The following is a 20522-nucleotide window of genomic DNA, read 5'->3' as shown; positions in this document are numbered from 1 at the left end:
GCCGGGTTTCAGGAAAGCGCGGCGAGGTAAGGGCTCATGTCCATGCCGGGGTAGCGCGCGCCGACGTTGGCGATCGTGGACTTGTTCCAGTACGGATCGCCCACCCGGGGAAAGCCGACGAACTCGCGCTGGCGGGGGGTGGCGTGCTCCAGGAAGTGGTTCATCTCCGGGCTGCCGCCGTCGTGCTGGAACGTCACCTGACCGCACCACGGGGTGTCCACCCGCTTGAAGCCGATGTTCTGGGCGTACCGCAGGCCCTCCGAGGCGGTGAGCGCGGAGCCACGGTGGAAGGTGTTCATCGAGTAGATCAGCACCGACCCGGCCGGGACGACCACCGGCACCTCGTGTGCGTACAGCTCCGGCGACCCCTCGCGGGTGTGGAAGCGCGGCTCGCGGGGCAGGTCGCGGGTGAACTTCTGCGAGACGACGTACGTGGGACTGAGGTCCACGGTCACGTCGGTGTAGTAGATGATCGCCGGCAGGTCGACGATCTCCTCGTCCGGCGGCGGGCACACCAGCGTGTTGTTGCCGTAGTCAAGGTGAAGTTGCTGTTCGAAGTCGCGCGTACGGGCGTACTTCCCGCCGAGCTGGCCGTGGCTGAGCATCAGCCGGTCGGTGCCGATGACCCTTTCGGCGAACGCGATCAGCTCCGGATGCAGCGTCGTCTCGTTCAGCGCGTCGCCCACGAACGGGAACGTCGCGTACGTACGAAGGCGTCCACCGCGCGCGGCGACGGACTCCTCGTACCACCGCGGGTGCCGGGCGTACTCCTCCCACGACGGCATGTACTCGTGGATGTTCTCGACGGTGGCCCGCACCTGGTCGTCGTCGAGCAGGGGGACGACGACGTACCCGTGCTCGCGCCAGTGCTGGTAGTCCGCTTCGCGAATGGTGCCCATTCCTCGAGGTTCCCTTCGGTTGCCGCGCGCACGAGCGCACCGGATGCGCGCGGACGCAGCCGGACGGTTCGTTGGTGGTAGGCGATTCGTCCACTCTAGGTAAGTGGCCCTCGGGTCCGGCCGAACCTGTCTGCAATCGGCCGGGGTAGCGTGCTGGACGTGGCCGAGGTGGAGAACACAGATCGCGACCGTCCGGTGGACCTGCGCAGCGACACGGTGACCACGCCGACGCCGGGGATGCGGGCGGCGATGGCCCGGGCCGAGGTGGGCGACGACGTGTACGCCGAGGACCCCACCTGCCGGGCCCTGGAAGAACGCGTCGCGGACCTGCTCGGCACCGAGGCGGCGCTGTTCACCGTCACCGGCTCGCTGGCCAACCTGCTCGGCGTACGTGCCCTGGTGAAGCCGGGGGCGGAGGTGTTGTGCGAGTCCCGCGCGCACATCGCCCGGGCCGAGCTGGGTGCGCACGCGACGGTCTTCGGGGTGACCAGCCGCACCTGGTCCCATCCCCGCGGCCTGGTCGACCTGGCGGCGGTCCGCGAGTTGCTGGCGCCGGACGCCGGGCCGTACTTCGTCTCCACCGCCGCGGTGTCGGTGGAGAACACCCACAACTTCGGCGGCGGCTCGGTCCAGCCACTGGAGTCTCTGCGTGCGCTGCGCGAGCTCACCGCGGCCACCGGCGTCGGCGTCCATCTGGACGGCGCCCGGCTGTGGCACGCGTGCGCCGCGACCGGCGTGGAGCCGGGCACCTACGCCGCCTGCGCCGACCTGGTGTCGGTGGCCCTGTCGAAGGGGCTCGGCGCGCCGGTGGGGTCGCTGCTGGCCGGACCGGCGGCCGCCATCGCCGACGCCCGCGTCTGGCGCAAGCGGCTCGGCGCCGGCTGGCGGCAGGCGGGGGTGCTCGCCGCGGCCGGGATGTACGCGCTGGAACACCACCTGGACCGGATCGCGCAGGACCACGCGAACGCCCGTGCCCTGGCCGACCGGCTGGCCGAGGTCGCACCCGGCATCGTCGAGCCGGACGGCGTACAGACCAACATCGTGGTGCTCGACCTGGCCGCCGCCGGGATCTCCACCGGCGCGGCCGAGATCGCCGACCGGGCCCGGGCGGCCGGTGTCCTGGTGTCGGTTCTCGGGCCGACCGCGCTGCGGCTGGTCACCCACCTGGACGTGGACGAGGCCGGCTGCCGGCACGCGGGCGAGGTGCTGGCCACGGCGCTGAAGTAGGCACCGCGCGGGCGCCGGGGCCGCGACCGGTCAGGTTGGGCTCGAGGTCGACGTCGGGGACGAACTCAGGCGTAGGGAGTCCGCACCCTCCGCACGTGGAAGCGCCGGCCTGCGGCCGAGCATCGGCGGCAGCCGGCGTACGGCAGCGGCGAGCTCGCGCAGCTCGGCACCGGCCAGCGCCTGCGCGCCGTCCACCAGGGCGTTCTCCGGGTCGGGGTGGACGTCGATCAGCAGGCCGTCCGCGCCGGCGGCGATCGCAGCCCGGGCCAGGGGCACGACCAGGTCGCGGCGACCGGCGGCATGGGTGGGGTCGACCACGACCGGGAGATGGGACAGCCGCTGGACGAGCGGGATCGAGGCCAGGTCGAGCGTCGCGCTGGTCGCGGTCTCGAACGTCCGGATGCCGCGTTCGCAGAGCACGATGTCGCAGTTGCCGCGCTGGGCGACGTACTCCGCGGACATCAGCCACTCGTCGACGCTCGCCTGCAGTCCCCGCTTCAGCAGGATCGGCTTGCGCTGGCGGCCCACGCTGTCCAGCAGCGCGTAGTTTTGCATGTTGGCGGCGCCGATCTGGAGCATGTCGGCGTACGACGCCACCAGGTCGACGTCGGCGGGGTCGATCACCTCGGTGACGACGTACAGCCCGGTGGCGTCGCGGACGTCGGCGAGAATCCGCAACCCGTCCTTGCCCAGGCCCTGGAAGGACCCGGGAAACGCACGCGGTTTGTACGCCCCGCCGCGCAGCAGGGTGGCCCCGGCACCGGCCGCCAGCCGGGCCGCGCCGAGGGTCTGCGCGGCGCTCTCCACCGCGCACGGGCCGGCGATGAGGGTGAAGGTGCCCGGTCCGACCGGCACCTCGCGGCCGGCGGAACCGACCCAGACGACGGAGCGTTCGGCGCGAGCCTGGCGGTTGACGAGCTTGTACGGCTCGCTGACGCGGAGCACGGTTGCCACGCCCGGCATCCCCGCGAGGGTGAGCTCGGCCAAGCGCGAGCCCTCGCCGATGACGCCGACGATGGTGCGGTCCATGCCCCGGCTCACGAAAGCCTGCGCACCCGCCGACTCGATCCGGGCCACCACCGCGGCCAGATGTTCCGGTGGTGCGCCAGGACTCATCACCACGACCATGTGAGGCGCACCTCCGTCCTGCACCGGCCACACTCCGGCCGGCGAGAGGGTGAGCGTAACCGCCGGACTCGGCTCCGTTTACCGCAACGTCCGGTATGTGGACGGGATGGAGGTCTCAATCGGGTTGCGGTTGTGGAGCGTCAGGTCCGGCGCCGGCGAACCGCGTGCAGCTGCTCCTGGTCGAGGTGGTCCTGGAGTTGCTGCAGCTCGATGTCGTCGATCTCGTTGCTCTCGTGCAACTCCACGAGAGTGGCGTGCTTGTGGGACAGCAGCGCCAGGTGGAGGTCGGCGTACTGCTGCTGCCATCCGCTCGCCTCGGTGCCCTGGTCGCCGTCGCCGTCGCGCAGGGCGCGCAGGCGGCGGTCGTACTCGGCTCGCACCTGGCCGACGACGTCCCCAGGTGTGCCGAGCCGCTCGGCGGTGTCCGGCAACGCGGCGAGGGCGCGTTCTGTGGCCACCACCTCGGCGCGGTGCCCTTCCTGTTCTGCCGTGAGGTCCTCGTCCATCCTGGCCCAGCGCACGACCCGCGGGAGGAGGGGCGCCTGGACCAGCAGCGTCACCGCGATCACCAACGCGGTGACGAAGATGATCAGGTCACGGTCCGGGAACGGCTCGCCGGAGGCGACGGTGTCCGGCACCGCGAGGGCAGCCGCCATGGACACCGCCCCACGGAAGCCGGCGGTCGCCATCACCGCCCGGGGCCGCGCGCTCAGCCGCCGGGCGCGCTGCGCCGGTCTGCGGTCCAGCGCCCGGATGATGTGCGGCAGCGTGAACAGCCACCCGACCCGGACCCCGATGATCACCGCGCAGACGCCCGCGGCGATCAGCAGCCCACGGGTCACCCCGACGCTGCTCAGCCCGCGTACGGCCGACTGCGCCTCGAGGCCGACGAGCACGAAAAGCGCCGCGTTGGCCACCGCGGTCACGAAGTCCATCACCGTGCGGACCTGCTGGCGGGCGTACGCGGGAAACAGTTGCGGCGAGACCCGGCCTACCCACAGGCCGCTGACCACGACCGCCAGTACGCCGGACACGTCGGCGAACTCGGCCAGGAGGTACGCGGCCAGCGGCGTGACGAGGGCGAAGAGGTTGTGCTGGAAGGCGTCCGTCAGCCGCTTGCGCACCTGCACCGCGACATAGGTGATGGCCAGGCCGATGAGAATCCCGCCGCCGTACGACAGCAGGAGCCGCGTCCCGAGATGGCCGAGGCTGAAGTGCTCCGAGCCGACCGTGACGCCGACGGCCACGGCGTACAGCACGAGGGCCGTGCCGTCGTTGACGAGGCTCTCCGCCCGCAGCAGGGTGCCGACCCGCCGCGGCAGTATGCGGCCCAGCACCCCCACCGCCGTCGCGTCGGTCGGGGCCAGCGCCGCGCCCAGCACCCATGCCGGGCCCCACGGCATGCCCAGCGCGTGGGCGGTGGCCGCGGCCCCCGCCGCGGTCAGCACCACCAGCACCGTGCTCATCAGCACGATCACCCGCAGGTCGCGGCGGATCTGCCGGACGGAGGAGGTGAACCCCTCCCAGTACAGCAACACCGGCAGGAACAGCAGCAGCACCGCCTCCGGAGGCAGGTGCGTCGACCGCAGGGCCGGGACGAAGCCCAGCAGGATCCCGGCGATCAGCAGCGTCACCGGCGGGACGATCCCCAGCCGCCGCGACACTCCGGTGCACACCAGGATCGTGACGCCGACCGCGACGACCAACCCGAGACTGGACACAGGCGCCCTCCGACCCGAAGCGCAGATGCATCCGAAAGCGTACGGGCACACCGGGCCGGCACGGGCGTCTCCGCGGGCGCCGGTCGGTTGAGCCGGTCGGTTGGGCGGTTGGGGCCGGTCGGTTGGGGCCGGTCAGGTGGCGACGGTCAGTTGGGGCCGGTGGCGGCGCCTTCCTGGTAGGCGTACCGCTCACCCGACCAGGGGTCGGCGGAGTTGTGGTAGCCGCGCTCCTCCCAGAAGCCGCGCCGGTCCTCGGTGAGGTACTCGATCGCCCGGAGCCACTTCGGGCCCTTCCAGGCGTACAGGTGGGGGAGCACCAGCCGCAGCGGCCCGCCGTGTTCGGGGGAGAGGTCCTCCCCGCCCACGCCGGTCGCCAGCAGGGTGCCCTCGGCCTGCAGGTCGTCGAGCGAGAGGTTGGCGGAGTAGCCGTACTGCGCCCAGGCCATGACGTGGCGTACGTCCTCACGGGGCGGAGCGAACTCCAGCAGCGCCCGGGTGGGGATGCCCGTCCAGGTCAGGTCGAGCAGGCTGAAACCGTTCACGCAGTGCAGGTCGGCCAGCACGTCGACCCGCGGGAGCGTGGCCAGGGTCGCGAAGTCCAGGATGTGCTCGGTGCCGCTGGCGGTGGCGCCGATGACGCGGAAGTCCCAGCCCCTCGGATCGGTCGAGCGCGGGACCCGGCCGTAGTGCATGACCTTCCACGAGGACACACAGGTCTGCCCTGGCGGTACACCCCGGCGGGCGTCGATTCGCGCCAGGCGCTCCGGTGTGACATCCGCTCCGAAGTGCCGACCCTGCACCCAGTCATGGTCGCAGATCACCGGCACTGGTGTGTGTCGAGGGCAGGAACCAGGCTGGACCCGGGCGGGGGGCTGTCGGGTTCCGGCCACGAACGCGGCGGGCGGTCAGACCGTGAAGCCCGACCGCCCGCGTTCTCGTCGTGTGCCCCGGAAGCGGATGGGATCGCCGTCCGCAGGGGTGATCTCGGTGGTTGCGCTGCCGGGCTACTCCGGGTGGCTGGGCAGCTTGAACGGGCAGAACTGCTTCATCTGCGGACCGGCCCGGTCCTGCGCGATCGACAGCGCCTCCTTCGGCGTGGAGTCGCCGAGGAGCACCGCCTGCTGGGCGGCGTCCATGGAGTCCGAGATCTGCGCACCCACCGGCAGCGGCGGCCGGGAGGTGGTGAACTTCACCATGCTCGGGAAGATGCCCTGGTCGCCGGTGACGCTCTTGTCGTCGACCAGGCTCTGCCAGGTCGGGATCTTGCTGGCCGACTTGGCGTAGATGCGCTGGCCCTGCTCACCGGCCATGAACTTCATGAACTTCCAGGTGAGGTCCTGGTTCGGCGCGCCCTTGGGCATGGTCAGTCCGAACCCGCCGGCCCAGGTCAGCGGCTTGTCGCCCTTCTTCGGCACCGGCAGGTACGTCACGCCGTAGTCGAGCTTCGGGGCGTACTCCTTGATGCTGCCGATCGACCAGTTGCCGTCGACGGCCATGCCGATGTGGCCGGTGTAGAACGGCGACTGGGTGGGCGGCTGGTTCGGCGGCCGGTAGGTCGCGAGGAACGTCTGCACGCGGGAGTAGTCGAACTCCTTGGCCCAGTCGGCGAAGTCCTGCATGGCCTTGGTCCACCCCGGGCTGTTCAGGGTGAGTTCGCAGGTCTTGTCGTCGAACCACTGTGCCCGGTTGATGATCGCCCAGGTGGCGTGGAACGCCTGGCCGTCCCAGGGGATGAACCCCATCCGGGTGTAGTTGCCGCGCTTGTCCTTCTTGTCCATCTTCTTGCCGAGGGCGATGACCTCGGCGATCGTCGGCGGGCCGTTCTTCGGGTCCAGCACCTCCGGGTCGATGCCGGCGTCGCGCAGCGTCTTCTTGTTGTACATCAGCCCGCGCACGTCGGTGTCGAACGGCAGCGCGTACATGTCACCCTTGTAGGTCGCCTCGTCGGCGGCATAGGGGAGGTACTTGCTGCGGAGCTTCTCCCCGTCCCTGTCAATGCGGGGTTGCAGGTCCTCGAACAACCCGACCGAGGCCGCCTGCGCGGTGGTGAACCGGTCGATGATGTAGACGTTCGGCGGGGTGTTGCCGCGCACCGCGGCGATCAGCGCCGCCGAGTCGCCGGTGAACTGTCCCGACTTCGGCACGATCTGCACCTTGACGCCGGGGTTGGCCTTCTCGAACGCGTCGATGACGAGGTTCTGTGCCTTGAGTTCGCGTTCGCCGCCGAGTTGGGTCCACACCAGCAGCTTGCGGTCGGAGGAGTTCCCCGAGCACGCGCCCGCCGTACCGGCCACCAGGAGCATGGCGAGCACGGCGAGGACGACCCTGCGGATCCGGCGCGGTCGCGACCTCATGTCTGCCCGTCCTCTCGGTGTCTTCGCACCCGCTGTCTTCGCGCTCGGCGTCTTCGCGCTCGCGGTCGTCTCGCTCACTTGAAGCTCCCGAGAGTGATGCCGCGGATGAAGTACTTCTGCGCGGCGAAGAAGAGGATCACCAACGGCGCGAGAATCATCAGCGAAGCCGCCATCAGCAGGTTGAACTGCACGTCGTGGGTGGTGCGGAACGCCTGGATGCCGATGGCCAGCGTCTGCTTGGCCTCGTCCTGGAGGTAGAGCAGCGGTCCCAGGAAGTCGTTCCAGGCGCCGACGGCGGTGAAGATGGCCACCGCCGCGACCGCGGGCCGGGCCATCGGGAACACCACCTGCCACAGGATGCGCGCCTCGCTCGCACCGTCGATGCGCGCCGCGTCGAGGTGCTCACGCGGGATCTGCAGCAGGAACTGCCGGAGCAGGAAGATGAAGAACGCGCTGCCGAGGAAGTTCGGGACCACCAGCGGCAGCAGGGTGTTGATCCAGTGCAGCCAGGCGAACAGGTCGAACGTCGGGATGAGCGCGATCGGGAACGGAATGAACAGCGTGGCGAGGACGACGTAGAACACCTTGTCCCGTCCGCGCCAGTCGATGCAGGAGAAACCGTAGGCGACGATCAGGTTGGAGACGATCGAGCCGACCACGCTGAGCGCGGTGATGAGCAGGGAGTTGCCGAAGTACGTCGCGAACGGGAAGGCCCTGAAGGCCTCGACGTAGTTGCCCCAGTGCAGCACCTTCGGGAACAACGTCGCCGGGGTGATTCCCAGCTCCTCGTTGGACTTCAGGGAGGTGATGATCATCCAGTAGATCGGCAGCAGGAACAGCAGCGACATCGCGATCAGGAAGACGCGGACGCCGATGCGGTCCCCGAGAGTGCGCACGGTGCGCTCGCGGGCCGACATCACTGGACCGGCGCCGCCGAGGCGCGCACCGGCTGTATCGGTCTGTGTGGTCATGGACAGCCCTTCTCAATCGTCGGGAAACGTGTTGGGGAGCCCGCGGTCAGGAGGCGACTTCGTAGTTCACGAAGCGTCGCGAGACCTGGTAGACGAGCAGGGCCAGCACGACCCCGATGAGGAAGAGCACGACCGCGAGCGCCGAGGCGTAGCCGAGGTCGGCGTAGCTGAACGCGTTGCGGTACAGGTAGAGCATGTAGAACAACGTGCCGTTGTTCGGGCCACCCCCGGTGAGGACGTACGCCTGGGTGAACACCTGCAGGCCGGCGCTGATCCCGGTGATGAGGTTGAACAGGATCGACGGCGTGAGCAGCGGCAGGGTGATGCGGAGGAACGACTGGAAGGAGCTGGCGCCGTCGATGCGGGCGGCCTCGTACAACGTCTGCGGGATGTTGTTCAGGCCGGCGAGGTAGATGAGCGCGGCGTTGCCCGCGCCGAGCTGGGCCATCGCCACGATGACGAGCTTCGCCGTGGTCGGGTCGCCGAGGAAGTCACGCTCCTGCCCGCCGAACAACGCGATGACCTGGTTGACGATGCCGGTGCCCGGGTTGACCAGCACGATGAAGATGAACGACATCGCGAAGATCGGTGCGAGCGAGGGTAGGTAGAGCGCCGTGCGGTAGACGGCGACCTCGCGGACGCTGCGGTTCATCGCCAGCGCGAGCAGCAGGGCGACGACGAGCCCCACCGGGACCGCCCACCCGGAGTAGAACAACGTGTTGGAGATGGACGTCCAGGCCAGCGGGTCCTGGAACATTCGTGTGTAGTTGCTGAGCCCGACCCACTGCGGGGTTTGCATGCCGCTGTACTTGGTAAGGCTGATGATCAGCGAGTAGAAGATCGGGAAGACCACGAACGCGAGGGTCCCCACGATCCAGGGGCTGATGAAGACCAGCCCTTTCTTGAGATTGGCCTTGTCGCGCGTAGTCCAGGCCGGCCGCGACGAGGTGGTGCCCCGCTGGGCCGGTGAGCCGGTGTCCAGCGCGTCTTGGGTGCTGACTGACACGGTGATGCCTCCGGTGAGGTGGGGATGACGCCGAACCGTCGACCTCCTTCCGGACACGCCCGGGCAGGGGCAGCCTGGGAACGTTCCCAGGTGATGATCACGCACGTGATGGCGCAGATGCTAGGGCACCGGTACAGGTTTACCGATCCGGCCTCGTAACACCTCGGTCTCAAACCGGCAGGTGAGGGCTCTCTGCCGGGAGCCGGCGCCTCGGCGCGAGTTCGGCGGTGTACATAGCGGCCAGAATGAGTCCGCCTCCGGCCACCATTCGCACGGTCAGCGACTCCCCGCCGAAGACCAGTGCGAACGCCGACGCCCACACCGGTTCCATGCACATGATGACCGCGGCCCGGGTCGGTGGCAGGTGTGCCTGCGCCCACGTCTGGGTCACCAGCGCGAACGCACCGGCGATCAGCGCCATGTAGAGCAGGGCGAGCCAGTCGCCGGACCGGTCCGGCACCGCGATCCCGCCGGGAGCGGCGGCGATGCCGCACACCACGGCGATGACACCGAGTTGTACGACGGACAGGCCGAACGCGTCCCGCTGGTTGGTCCACGCGCCGAGCGCGACGATGTGCAGGGCGTACAACCCGGCGGACAGCAGCGTCAGCAGCTCACCGGGCCCGAACGCGAACCCACGCAGGGCAAGGACTGCCAGCCCCGCGGTCGCCAGCGCCACCGCGATCCAGGTGGCCCGCCCGATCCGGTGACGGAGCAGCACTCCGGCCAGGACCGGCGTGAGGACGACGTACATCCCGGTGACGAACCCCGACACCGACGCCGAGGTGTGTGCCAGTCCCTGGGTCTGCAGGATCTGGGCCAGCCCGTAGAGCAGACCGAGGACGACGCCCCGCCGCCACGCGGGCGCACCGAGCCGGGCGAGCGTCGGTGCGGAGAAGACGCCCAGCGCGACGGCGGCGACAGCGAACCTGACCGCGAGGAAGTCCGGCACCGGCACCCGGGTGACCACGTCCTTGATGAGGAAGAACGTCGAACCCCAGGACGCGGTGACCGCGAGCAGCCCGAGCACGGCCAGCTTCGGCACCGCGCCCGCCGGTCCGCCCCCGGTCGTCTCGTCGGGTCGACCGGTGGGGGACGTCGACGCGTCGGCGCGGCCCGTACTGCCGGCGCTCCCGGTGCTGCTTGCTCCACCGGCTCCACGCGCTCCGCGGGTGCTGCCGCTCACCGCCCCCTCGCACGTTTGAGCGCGGCGATGTCCTCACGGGACGCCTCGACGCCGCCGGGCGTCTCGACGACGACGGGCACGCCCGCCACCGCCGGATGGCGCAGCAGTTCCTCGAACGCCCCCGAGCCGATGTGTCCCTGCCCGATGCGTTCGTGCCGGTCGCGGAAGCTGCCGCGAGGGTCCTTGGAGTCGTTGGCGTGCACCAGTCGCAGCCGCTCGGCGCCGCATAGCGCGACCAGCCGGTCCAGGGTCGCGACGGTGCCGCCCGGTGTGTCCAGCGGTGCTCCGGCGGCGAACACGTGACAGGTGTCCAGGCAGATGCCCAGCCGGGGATGGTCGTCGAGGGCGGCGAGGTAGGCCGGCAGGTCGTCCACTCCCGAGCACAGCGACTGGCCCTGGCCGGCGGTGGGTTCGAGCAGGAGCAGGGGAGCGTCGTCGGGCAGCGTGTCCAGGATCGGCAGCAGCGACTCGCGTACCTGCCGCATCGCTGCCTCGCGGCCGCCCTCGGCGACGCACGAACCGGTGTGCACGACGACACCTTCGGCGCCGATGGCGTACGCACGGACGAGGTTGTGCGCCACGATGCCCGCCGAGCGTTCCAGCGTGGCCGGTGTGGGGGAGCCGAAGTTCACGAGGTACGGCGTGTGCACGAACGCGCGGATCCCGGCGTCCGCGCACATGGAGCGGAACGCCTCGTCCTGTTCGGGGTCGCCCGCGGCGCGTGCCCAGCCGCGGGGGTTGCCGACGAAGACCTGCAGCGCCTCCGCGCCGATGTCGACGGCGGTACGGAACGCACCCCTGGCCAGCCCGGCACCCACCGGGAGATGGCTGCCGACCGGCGGGACGGGTCGACGGGCGCGGACCCGGGGACCTCGCGCGGCCGCCGCGGCGCGGGCGCGGCCGGACCCACGGCCGACGGATCCGGCAGCGGCTGTGGAGCGAGCCGGCGCGTCCGGCGGAGCAGAGGATGCCACCGGCACACCCTCTCAGACCGGCTCACTCGCCCACCTTCACGGCCCCGGGCCGACCGGTGCCCCGTGGCCCGTGCCCGGTGGTGGGTTCAGACGATGTCCAGCACGATCACCGAGCCGACCCGCGCGCGGGCGTTTCCGGCCGGCGTCTGGGTCACCACGACGTTCAGCCCGACGTAGACGGGGTTGCGCTTCACCTGCACCCGGAAGCCGGCGTCGGTCAGCGTCTTCTGTGCCTGGGGCACCGGCATCCGCGCCACCGGCGGGACGGGGACGAACTCCGGGCCCTTCGACACCGAGATGCGCACCGTGTCGCCCCGGAAGACCCGGCCCGGCTGCGGCGCCTGACTGATCACCTGGCCGGCCGGCACCTGGTCGGAGAACGCGTCCACCCGGGCGACCTTCAGTCCCAGCGCGGTGAGCGTGGTGTTGGCCGCGGCGAACGGCATCCCGGCCACCGGCGGCAGGTCTACCGGCTCCCGGCCCTTGCTGACGACCAGCGTCACCTCGCCGTCCCGGCGCAGCGACGTGCCGGCCTCGGGAGAGGTGGAGATGATCCGGCCCGCGCCGACGGTGTCGCTGAACGCCGTCTGCACCTCCTCGACCCGCAGCCGGGCCTCGCCGAGCAGTTGCCGGGCGCGGTCCTCGGTGGTGCCGGCGAGCCGGGGGACGTCGTGCACCTCCGGGCCCAGGGACATCCAGACCTGGACCGGCCCGCCCCGCCAGGTGCGGGCGCGGGGTTCGGGCGCGGCGCGGACGACGTGCCCCTTGCGTACGTCCTCGCTGTAGACCTGGCCCGCGACCACGAACTTGACCCCGGACTTCTCGGCCAGGCCGGGCAGCTTCTTCTGGGCCACGTCGACCACCGGCGGGACCCTGGTGAACGGTCCGATGCCGGCGACCCAGGTGGTGAGCCCGGCGGCCAGCAGGACGACGGCGGCCAGGCCGCCCACGACCGACGCCCGCAGCCATCCCGCCCGCTGGGGCGGCGCGGACTCCTCGGTGTCGGGCACGTCCGCGTAGTCGGCCGGCTGTCCGTCGTCGAGCCGGTCCGGACGGAGCACGGCCGCCGGCGACAGCGCGGCCGCGGAGGCGGCGCGGATCTGTTCAAGTGGCGCGATCAGGGTGTGCTCGGCGGGCGGCTGCTCGGGCCGCCGGAACGCCGCGAGGTCCTGGGTCAGCTCGGGGTCGTCCACCCCGTCGCGCAGCGCGATGCGCGCCCGGCGGACGTGCCGGAGGAAGACCCGGGCGTCGGCGGGCCTGACCGCGGGGTCGCGGGCCGTCGCCCGCAGCACCAGGGCGTCCAGGAACGCCGGGATGTCGGGCACCGACTTCGACGGCTCGGGGACGTCCTCGTTGACGTGCTTGTACGCGATCTGGATGGGCGTGTCGCCCTCGTGTGGCTTGGAGCCGACCAGCATCTCGTACGCCATGATGCCGGTCGCGTAGACGTCGGCGCGGGCGTCGGCGGTGCCGTGGGTCACCTGCTCGGGTGCGAGGTAGGACACCGTGCCCATGAGCAGGCCGTGGGTGGAGGTGTTGGTGGCCGCGGACACCGCCCGGGCCAGCCCGAAGTCGGCGACCTTCACCACGTCGCCGTGGTCGCCGCGGCCCAGCAGGACGTTCTCGGGCTTGACGTCGCGGTGCACGATGCCCGCCTCGTGGGCCGCCGCGAGCGCCTGCAGGACCTGGTCGAGCAACTTCAGCGTCCGCTCCGGCGAGAGCGGCCCCTCGTCGTACAGCGCGTCGCGCAGGGTGCGGCCGGCGACGTACTCCATCGTGAGGTACGGCGTGCCCTCGTCGGCGCCCTGGTCGAACACCGCCACCACGTGCGGGTGGGACAGTCGCGCCGCCGACCGTGCCTCACGCTGGAAGCGCCGGACGAAATCGGCGTCCTCGACCAGGCCGGCGTGCAGGATCTTGACGGCCACGGTGCGGTCGAGACGGGTGTCGACGGCCTCGTAGACGGTGGCCATACCGCCTCGGGCGACGCGTCGTCCCACGCGGTACCTGCCGTCGAGCAGGCGACCGACCAGGGGATCGCTGACCGTGACGTCCACGCAGAGGCCTCGCTGAGATAGCGGTTCGGACGTCACGAGTGTAAAGACCTCGGGTGAGAAGGGCGGCAGGCCGCGCCGACTGCCCGCATCACCCGGCCTCGCCCGGGCTCGCCCGCCATCGCCCCGTCGCGCCCGTCATCTCCCCACGTTGTGTCGTACGCCACACCCCGCGCCCGTGCGATGCCGGCGCGATGCCGATGAGATTTCGGTGCGACAGCGGCACGCAGAACGACCCGACCAACCACGCCTCGGGGTCACGCGACGGCGGTCAGAATCCCGGTGTGGCCGGTGAGCACGAACGCGCCGGCCCGGTCGATCTCGGCCCGGATTCGGTCGGACGCGGCGGACCGGAAGTCCGCCCAGGTCAGGCCCTTCGGCAGCGCCCGGGTGCGCTGCCCGCGGGTGCTGTGCAGGTAGGCGAGGACGGGCCCGGCCCCGGGTACGGCGATCTCGTACCGGTGGTCGTGCACCTCGACCGCGCCGAACACCTCCCGCACCAGCGCGGTGCCGATCTCGAGGTCGAAGCGGGAGTCGCCCCGGTCGTACGGCGGCGGGTCCGTGACGCCCAGGTCCCGCAGGGTGTCCGTCCACAACCGCGCCCACTGCGGCTTGTCGCCGGCGGCGTTCGTGCTGGCCACCAGCCGCCCGCCCGGGCGGAGCACCCGGCGAAGCTCGCGCACCGCGTTCGCCGGCTCGGCCGCGTAGTAGAGCATGTGCATCGCCAGCGCCGCGCCCACCGAGCCGCCGGCGAACGGCAGCCGGTCGACCTCGCCCACCACCTCCGGGCGCAGCCCGGCGGAGAGGTCGACCGGGATCACCCGCAGGTCGGGCCGGTCCGCACGCAGCCGCCGGGTCAGCGCGCCCGTGCCCCAGCCCACGTCCAGCACCGGTCCCGGCCCGGGCAGGCCGCGCAGCCGGGCCAGGACGGCGCCGCCGAGATCGAGCCGCGGCCGCTGCCAGGCGTAGACGGAGATGCGGTCGGACAGCCGGCCGGCGTCGGCGTACTCCTCGCCGGTGAGCACGCCCCGGTCGGCAGCCGGGAGAGCGGTCGCGTCGGGGGTCATCGGCCCAGGGTAGGCGTGTCCGCACGCTCCGGCGCCGAGCCGCGCGGCCCCCTTCGAGCATGTCCTAGGGTCGGGACTCGTGGAACGAGTCGTGGTGGTGGGAGCCGGGTTGGCCGGACTGCGCACGGTGGTCGGCCTGCGGGAGCAGGGGTACGCCGGTGAGCTGACGCTGCTCGGCGCGGAGTCGCGGGGACCCTACGACCGGCCGCCGCTGTCGAAGGCGATCCTGGCTGGGAAGTCCGACGACTCCGCGCTGCCGTTCGACCCGGACAAGCTGCGGGTGGACTTCCGTCCCGGTGTACGCGCGACCCGGCTGCGCGGTGGCGTGGTGGAGACGGCAGGCCCCGGCGACGCCTCCGGCCCGGACCTGGACTTCGACGGGCTGGTGCTCGCCACCGGTGCCGAACCGGTCGTGCTGCCGGGCGAGGGCGCCCGCTACCTGCGTACCCACGACGACGCCCACGCGCTGCGGGCGGCGCTGCGGCCGGGCGGGACAGTCGTCATCGTCGGGGCCGGGTGGATCGGCGCGGAGGTGGCCACCGCCGCCCGGGCACTCGGCTGCCGGGTCACGGTCGTGGAGCAGGCGCCGACCCCGGTCGCGCACGCGTTGCCGCCGGAAGTCGGAAGGCACCTCGCGCCGTGGTACGCCGAGGCCGGGGCCGACCTGCTTCTGGACCACCGGGTCGCTTCCGTCGGACCGGACGCCGTCGAGTTCGCCGACGGCACCACCCTGCACGCCGACGTCGTACTCGTCGGTGTCGGCGTGCGGCCGGCCACCGGCTGGCTCGCCGGCTCCGGGCTGGAACTGGACCGGGGCGTGGTGGTCGGCGCCGACCTGGCCGCCGGCCGGCCCGGCGTGTACGCCGTGGGGGACGTCGCCGCCCGCTGGTCGCCGCGCTACCGGACGCGGGTGCGAGGTGAGCACTGGGACGACGCGCTGCGCGCACCGGCGGTCGCGGTCGCCAACCTGCTGGGCGGCGCGCAGACGTACGACCCTGTCCCGTACGTGTGGAGTGAGCAGTTCGGGCGGATGGTGCAGTACGCCGGCCTGCCCGCCGCGGGCCTGCCCACCGGTCCGGCCGCCGGAGCACCCCGCGCCGAACCCGACCTTCCGGGCACCCGGCTGGTGTGGCGCGGCGACCCGGCCGCCGAGGGCCGCTGGTCGGTCTTCTGGCTCGACCAGGCTGCCCGGGTGGTGGCCGTCCTGGCCGTCGACCAGCCGCGCGACTTCGTGGCCGGCCGCCGGATCGCCGAGTCCGGCGCGGCCGTCGATCCCGGGCTGCTGGCGGACCCAGCGGTTAGCGTCAGGACGTCCGTGGCAGGCTCTGCAGGGTGAGCAAGAACGAGCCGATCACGCAGACCGGGCCCACCGGACAGCCCGGACAGCCCGGGCAGGCCGAGCAGCCGGGGCAGGCGGAGCAGGGGAGCCCGGCCGACATCGAGACCTTGGTGCCGGAGTGGCTGAATGTCCCCGAGGTGGCCGAGCGCCTCGGCGTCAACGTCAGCCGGGTACGCCAGCTGCTGCGCGAGGGCGAGCTCGTCGCCGTTCCGCACGGCGAGCGCGGCGCGATGCACGTGCCCGCGGCGTTCCTCGACGGCGACCACATCCTGAAGGGCCTCACCGGCACACTCACCGTCCTGCACGATGGTGGCTTCGACGCGGAGGAGACGGTGCGCTGGCTGTTCTCCGTCGACGACCGGCTGGAGACCCGGCCGATCGACGCGCTGGCCGCCAACCGGATCAAGGAAGTACGCCGGCACGCGCAGGTGCTCGCGTTCTAGCTCGCGTTCCAGGAGATGCCGCGCCCGTCGCGGCACCCCAGCACACAGTCGGGTCGCGCCCAGGACCGAGGTGACCGGGCCCGGGAGACACAGACCACGACCTGCTGCAGAGCGCGAAAGGAGCGCCGATGTCGCAGCTGGACCTGCTGCTGGCCGGTGAGCTCACCCCCGGCGTCTACCGCTGGCCGGCGGCGCCGCCCGCGGTCAAGGCGAGGGCCGTCGTCGACCAGGAGGGCTGGCAGTTCGTCGACCTGGACACCACGACGGTGGTCGACAAGGCCGGCCTGCTGGACGCGGTGGCCAAGACCCTGGGCTTCCCGGCCTATCTCGGCCGCAGCTTCGACGCGTTCGCCGAACTGCTCGCCGAGGGACGCGACGAGCACGGCGTCGTGGTGTGGTGGCAGGGCTGGGCGGGGCTCGCGCAGCTGAACCCGCAGGCGACCGAGCTGGCGCTGGCGGAGTTCGCCACCCGTGCCGCCGACCGCGAGCAGGGCGTGCTGGCTGTGGTGGTCGCGGGGCCGGGCCCGGTCCTCGACGTACCCATCTGGGAGTAGACCGCTCGCACGGGGATGTTCGCGCACCGTCGCGCGGGCCCCTGATGCGTCAGCCGGTGCGCTGGGTGGCGGCTCTGGCCAGCCCGGCAAGCGCCGTCCGCGCGTCGTCGGCTGTCAACGGCGCCTTGTCGAGGGCCAGGGACGCCTCCGCGGTGAGCTCGGCGATGAGGTGTTCGACCGCGGCCAGCGCACCGGTGGAGACGATGACGTCGCGCAGCTCGGCCACTCCCTGGGAATCCAGCTCCGGGTCGCCGAACCATCGCCGGAAGCGTTCCACCTGTGCCGGGGTCGCGGTCTCCAGCGCCTTGGCGACCAGCGCGGTGCGCTTGCCCTCGCGCAGGTCGTCCCCGGCCGGCTTGCCGGTGACCGCCGGGTCGCCGAACACGCCCAGAATGTCGTCGCGCAACTGGAACGCCTCACCCAGCGGCAGGCCGTACGCGGAGTACGCCGCGAGCAGGCCCTCGTCGGCCCCGGCGAGCGCGCCGCCGAGGTGGAGCGGGCGTTCGATGGTGTACTTCGCGCTCTTGAACCGCACCACGCGCATCGCCCGCGCCATCGTGGTGTCGGCCGCGGACTGCGTCACCAGGTCGAGGTACTGCCCGGCCATCACCTCGGTGCGCATCGTGTCGAAGTAGCCGAGGGCGGGGATCAGCCGCTCCGGTGGCAACCCGCACGTGCGCAGCATCTCGTCCGACCAGCACAGGCACAGGTCGCCGAGCAGGAGTGCCCCGCCCAGGCCGAACCGCTCGCCCGGCCCCTCCCAGCCGCGTTCGCGGTGCAGGGCGGCGAACTGCCGATGCATGGAGGGCCGGCCACGCCTGGTATCGGAGGCGTCCATCAGGTCGTCGTGCACGATGGCGGCGGCCTGCAGCAACTCCAGCGACGCCGCGGCGACCATCATCCGCGGATCGTCGGGGTCGCCGCCGGCACCTCGCCAGCCCCAGTACGCGAACGCCGGCCGGAGCCGCTTGCCGCCGGCGACGAACTCCGCCACGAGGTCGCTCTGGATGCGAAGCTCGTCGTCCACCTCGGCGAGTTCGGCGGCACGCCCGGCGAGAAACGCCTCCAGCGCCCGGTCGACCCCGGCCCGCAACGCGGGCAGGTCGGCAAGATCACCGGTGGTCGGGTCGGGGACGGCGGCGGTTTCGGCGTGATCACGAGGCGGCTGGGTGTCCGGCACGCGCGCCAGCCTAGACGGCGCCGGGTGCGGCACCGCTAGCCTGGGCGCATGGCTTCTGGAGCAGCGTCCTCCGGTCCCCGTCCGCTTCGAACCGTCCGTGAGCTGCTCACGGGCGGCGATCGTTCGTTTTCGTTCGAATTCTTCCCGCCCAAGACCGACCAGGGCGAGCAGCAGCTGTGGCGCGCCATCCGCGAGCTCGAGTCGCTGGCCCCCACGTTCGTCTCCGTCACCTACGGTGCCGGCGGGAGCACCCGGGACCGCACGGTCCGGATCATCGCCCGGATCGCCAGCGACACGACGCTGACGCCCGTCGCCCACCTCACCTGTGTGGGGCACTCCCGCGCGGAGCTGCGGTCGGTGATCGGTGCGTACGCCGACGCCGGGGTCCGCAACATCCTGGCGCTGCGCGGTGACCCCGAAGGCGGACCGAACCAACCCTGGATCCGCCACCCGGAGGGGTTCGACCACGCCGACGAGCTCGTCACGCTGGTCCGCGAGCTCGGCGACTTCTGCGTGGGGGTGGCGGCGTTCCCCGAGGGGCACCCGGAGGCGGTCAGCCTGGACGCCGACGCGGAGTACCTCGCCGCCAAGGCGGCCGCGGGCGCGGACTTCGCGGTGACCCAGTTCTTCTTCGACGCCGACGACTACTTCGCGCTGCGCGACCGGGCGCAGAAGCTGTCGTGCGATATGCCGATCATCCCGGGCATCATGCCGGTCACCAACGTCCGGCAGATCCAGCGGTTCGCGGCGCTGTCCGGCGCGGCGTTTCCGCCGGCCCTCGCCGAACGCCTGCTGGCGGTCGAGGACGACCCGGCGGCCGTACGCGCGATCGGGGTCGAGGTCGCCACGGACCTGTGCCGGAAGCTGCTCGACGGGGGAGCGCCGGGCCTGCACTTCTACACCCTCAACCGGTCCACGGCGACCCGCGAGATCTACGCCAACGTGGTCGCCCCGGTCGCCCGCGTGTCCTAGGCCTCGTCCTGGCCCTTGTTCTGGGGTCTGTTCTGTGGTCTGTCCTGGGCCTTGCCGATCTCCTGGGCGACGGTCGCGGCGCCGAGCAGCACCAGCGGCACCCCGGGTCCCGGATGCGCCGTCCCACCGACGAGGAACAGCCCGCCCACCTCGGTGCGGTTGGCGGGTACGCCGAGGCCGCGCCACGCACCGCGCCAGGTGGGCCCGTACGCCGGGGCCGGGGCCTCGACCCGGGTGACGACGCGGGCCCGCAGGTCGAGGCCGCGCTCGGCGAGCAGGTCCAGCAGGTCCGGCGTTCCCTCGCCGGCGCCTCCAACCCCGTCGCCGACCTCACCTGCAGCGTGCACGCTGACCGCCTGGTGCCCCTCGGGCGCGGCCTCCCGGTCGGCGGCGGCACGGATCACGATCGGCGCACCGGCCGAGCCGGGCGCCGGATGCAGAACCGTCTCGTACGGCAGCGCCGAGCCCGCGTCGGCGCGCACACCCACCAGCAGCCGTGGCCTGCCCGGCGGAACCCGCAGTGAACGAGCACTGCGCCGCAGCGTCCCGGGCGGCCGGTCCAGCATCCGGTCGGCCAGCGTCCGTACGTCGACGTCGGCGACCACCACCTGTGCGGGCACCGTCTCGCCGCCGGCCAGGCGTACGCCGGTCACCGAACCCCGCGCATCGCCGGCGGCGTTCGGGTCCGTCGTCACCGCGACCACCTCCGCGCCCAGCCGGACGCGCACGCCGCGCTCGGCGAGGCGGTCGCGCAGTGCCGTGACGAGCTCGATGAGGCCGCCCGGGAAGTACCAGGACCCGAAGGTGCGCTCGACGTAGGCGGCCACCGCGGTGTACGCCGGCGCCCGGGAGGCCGGCACGCCCCCGTCGGGCAATGCGGCGTACTCCAGCATCTGACGCAGCCGCGGCTCGGCCAGCCGGGTGCGAGCGAACCCGCGCAGCGACCGCCCGTACCCCAGTGTCCGCAGCCCGGCCACACCCAGCGCCCGCCCGCCGGCGAACGGCACCTCCAGCGCCCGGGTGCGCAGGACCTCCCACACCGGGGTCAGGCCGTCGACGGTGGTCTCCCATGCCGTCGCCGCGTCCGGGCCCAGCACCGCTTCGAGGGCCTCGCGCTGACCCGATCGGCTCTCCACCGGCAGGTCGAGGATCGTCCCGTCGGCGAAGACGTGCCGGCGGGGAGTGGACACCGGCAGAAGCGTGCGAACGCGTTCCAGGGGGCGGCCGGACTTGCGGAACAGGTCGCGCACCGTCGCCGGCAGAGTCATCGTGGCCGGTCCGAGGTCCCACCGGAACCCGCCGTGTTCCACGCTCGCCACGGCTCCGCCGAGCCGGTCCGTCGCCTCGCACAGGCAGACGTCGTGGCCCAGCTTCGCCAGCCTGGCCGCCGCCGCGAGTCCGCCGAGGCCGCCACCGACCACCACCACCTGTGCCACGCCGCCAGACC

Annotated in this window: 18 protein-coding genes; 5 read left to right on the top strand and 13 right to left on the bottom strand. The window is 72.2% G+C overall.

Annotated elements, in window-relative coordinates; translation table 11 throughout:
- Positions 1 to 8: 8 nt before the first annotated feature.
- Complete coding sequence (locus ABZV93_RS09815) at positions 9 to 899, bottom strand: phytanoyl-CoA dioxygenase family protein (protein ID WP_354932949.1); 891 nt, start codon at positions 897 to 899, stop codon at positions 9 to 11.
- A gap of 159 nt (positions 900 to 1058) precedes the next feature.
- On the opposite strand from ABZV93_RS09815, the gene ABZV93_RS09810 reads away from it, so the two are divergent.
- Entirely contained in the window at positions 1059 to 2126 is a 1068-nt protein-coding gene (locus tag ABZV93_RS09810; RefSeq protein ID WP_354932947.1) for a threonine aldolase family protein, read from the top strand.
- A gap of 30 nt (positions 2127 to 2156) precedes the next feature.
- Here ABZV93_RS09810 and aroF read toward each other — a convergent pair whose 3' ends face one another.
- The 10 genes from aroF to ABZV93_RS09760 all read right to left on the bottom strand — a co-directional run bounded on the left by aroF (position 2157) and on the right by ABZV93_RS09760 (position 14587).
- The gene (gene aroF, locus ABZV93_RS09805) at positions 2157 to 3242 is read right to left on the bottom strand and encodes a 3-deoxy-7-phosphoheptulonate synthase (RefSeq protein ID WP_354932945.1); all 1086 of its coding nucleotides are present in this window, start codon (positions 3240 to 3242) and stop codon (positions 2157 to 2159) included.
- Between the two features lie 152 nt (positions 3243 to 3394).
- On the bottom strand, positions 3395 to 4975 hold the full coding sequence (locus ABZV93_RS09800; RefSeq protein WP_354932943.1) for a Na+/H+ antiporter: 1581 nt from the start codon (positions 4973 to 4975) through the stop codon (positions 3395 to 3397).
- A gap of 146 nt (positions 4976 to 5121) precedes the next feature.
- Positions 5122 to 5685, bottom strand: coding sequence for a molybdopterin-dependent oxidoreductase (locus ABZV93_RS09795; RefSeq protein WP_354932941.1), 564 nt, complete (start codon positions 5683 to 5685; stop codon positions 5122 to 5124).
- Between the two features lie 294 nt (positions 5686 to 5979).
- Complete coding sequence (locus tag ABZV93_RS09790; protein ID WP_354932939.1) at positions 5980 to 7329, bottom strand: ABC transporter substrate-binding protein; 1350 nt, start codon at positions 7327 to 7329, stop codon at positions 5980 to 5982.
- Positions 7330 to 7403: 74 nt separating this feature from the next.
- Positions 7404 to 8300, bottom strand: a complete 897-nt coding sequence (locus ABZV93_RS09785; RefSeq protein ID WP_354932937.1) for a carbohydrate ABC transporter permease — start codon at positions 8298 to 8300, stop codon at positions 7404 to 7406.
- Positions 8301 to 8346: 46 nt separating this feature from the next.
- Complete coding sequence (locus ABZV93_RS09780) at positions 8347 to 9306, bottom strand: sugar ABC transporter permease (protein ID WP_354932935.1); 960 nt, start codon at positions 9304 to 9306, stop codon at positions 8347 to 8349.
- Between the two features lie 169 nt (positions 9307 to 9475).
- Positions 9476 to 10492 (bottom strand): DMT family transporter, encoded by a 1017-nt coding sequence (locus tag ABZV93_RS09775; RefSeq protein ID WP_354932933.1) that lies wholly within the window; start codon positions 10490 to 10492, stop codon positions 9476 to 9478.
- Positions 10489 to 11466: a deoxyribonuclease IV gene (locus ABZV93_RS09770; protein WP_354932931.1), complete on the bottom strand. Its 978-nt coding sequence runs from the start codon at positions 11464 to 11466 to the stop codon at positions 10489 to 10491. The genes ABZV93_RS09775 and ABZV93_RS09770 overlap by 4 nt, the downstream gene beginning before the upstream one ends.
- A gap of 86 nt (positions 11467 to 11552) precedes the next feature.
- Positions 11553 to 13523, bottom strand: a complete 1971-nt coding sequence (gene pknB, locus ABZV93_RS09765) for a Stk1 family PASTA domain-containing Ser/Thr kinase (protein ID WP_354932929.1) — start codon at positions 13521 to 13523, stop codon at positions 11553 to 11555.
- 254 nt (positions 13524 to 13777) lie between these two features.
- Positions 13778 to 14587, bottom strand: a complete 810-nt coding sequence (locus tag ABZV93_RS09760; protein ID WP_354932927.1) for a class I SAM-dependent methyltransferase — start codon at positions 14585 to 14587, stop codon at positions 13778 to 13780.
- Positions 14588 to 14666: 79 nt separating this feature from the next.
- On the opposite strand from ABZV93_RS09760, the gene ABZV93_RS09755 reads away from it, so the two are divergent.
- The 3 genes from ABZV93_RS09755 (at position 14667) to ABZV93_RS09745 (ending at position 16923) form a co-directional block, all read left to right on the top strand.
- A complete protein-coding gene (locus ABZV93_RS09755) occupies positions 14667 to 15923 on the top strand; it encodes an FAD-dependent oxidoreductase (RefSeq protein WP_354932925.1) in 1257 nt (418 codons plus the stop codon).
- Entirely contained in the window at positions 15920 to 16369 is a 450-nt protein-coding gene (locus tag ABZV93_RS09750) for an Rv2175c family DNA-binding protein (RefSeq protein WP_354932923.1), read from the top strand. The genes ABZV93_RS09755 and ABZV93_RS09750 overlap by 4 nt, the downstream gene beginning before the upstream one ends.
- A gap of 128 nt (positions 16370 to 16497) precedes the next feature.
- On the top strand, positions 16498 to 16923 hold the full coding sequence (locus tag ABZV93_RS09745; protein ID WP_354932921.1) for a barstar family protein: 426 nt from the start codon (positions 16498 to 16500) through the stop codon (positions 16921 to 16923).
- 49 nt (positions 16924 to 16972) lie between these two features.
- Here the strand turns inward: ABZV93_RS09745 and ABZV93_RS09740 are convergent, their stop codons facing one another.
- A complete protein-coding gene (locus ABZV93_RS09740) occupies positions 16973 to 18103 on the bottom strand; it encodes a polyprenyl synthetase family protein (RefSeq protein WP_354932919.1) in 1131 nt (376 codons plus the stop codon).
- Positions 18104 to 18151: 48 nt separating this feature from the next.
- Here ABZV93_RS09740 and metF point away from each other — a divergent pair, with 48 nt between their 5' ends.
- Complete coding sequence (gene metF / locus ABZV93_RS09735) at positions 18152 to 19075, top strand: methylenetetrahydrofolate reductase [NAD(P)H] (RefSeq protein WP_354932918.1); 924 nt, start codon at positions 18152 to 18154, stop codon at positions 19073 to 19075.
- Here metF and ABZV93_RS09730 read toward each other — a convergent pair.
- Positions 19072 to 20511 carry an FAD-dependent oxidoreductase gene (locus ABZV93_RS09730; protein WP_354932916.1) on the bottom strand — a complete coding sequence of 480 codons (1440 nt, stop codon included), beginning with the start codon at positions 20509 to 20511 and terminating at the stop codon, positions 19072 to 19074. The genes metF and ABZV93_RS09730 overlap by 4 nt on opposite strands.
- Positions 20512 to 20522: the final 11 nt, after the last annotated feature.

Source organism: Actinopolymorpha sp. NPDC004070, from assembly GCF_040610475.1.
Lineage (GTDB): Bacteria > Actinomycetota > Actinomycetes > Propionibacteriales > Actinopolymorphaceae > Actinopolymorpha.
Note: the sequence above shows the minus strand (reverse complement) of the source record. Positions and strands in the feature narration are given on the sequence as shown.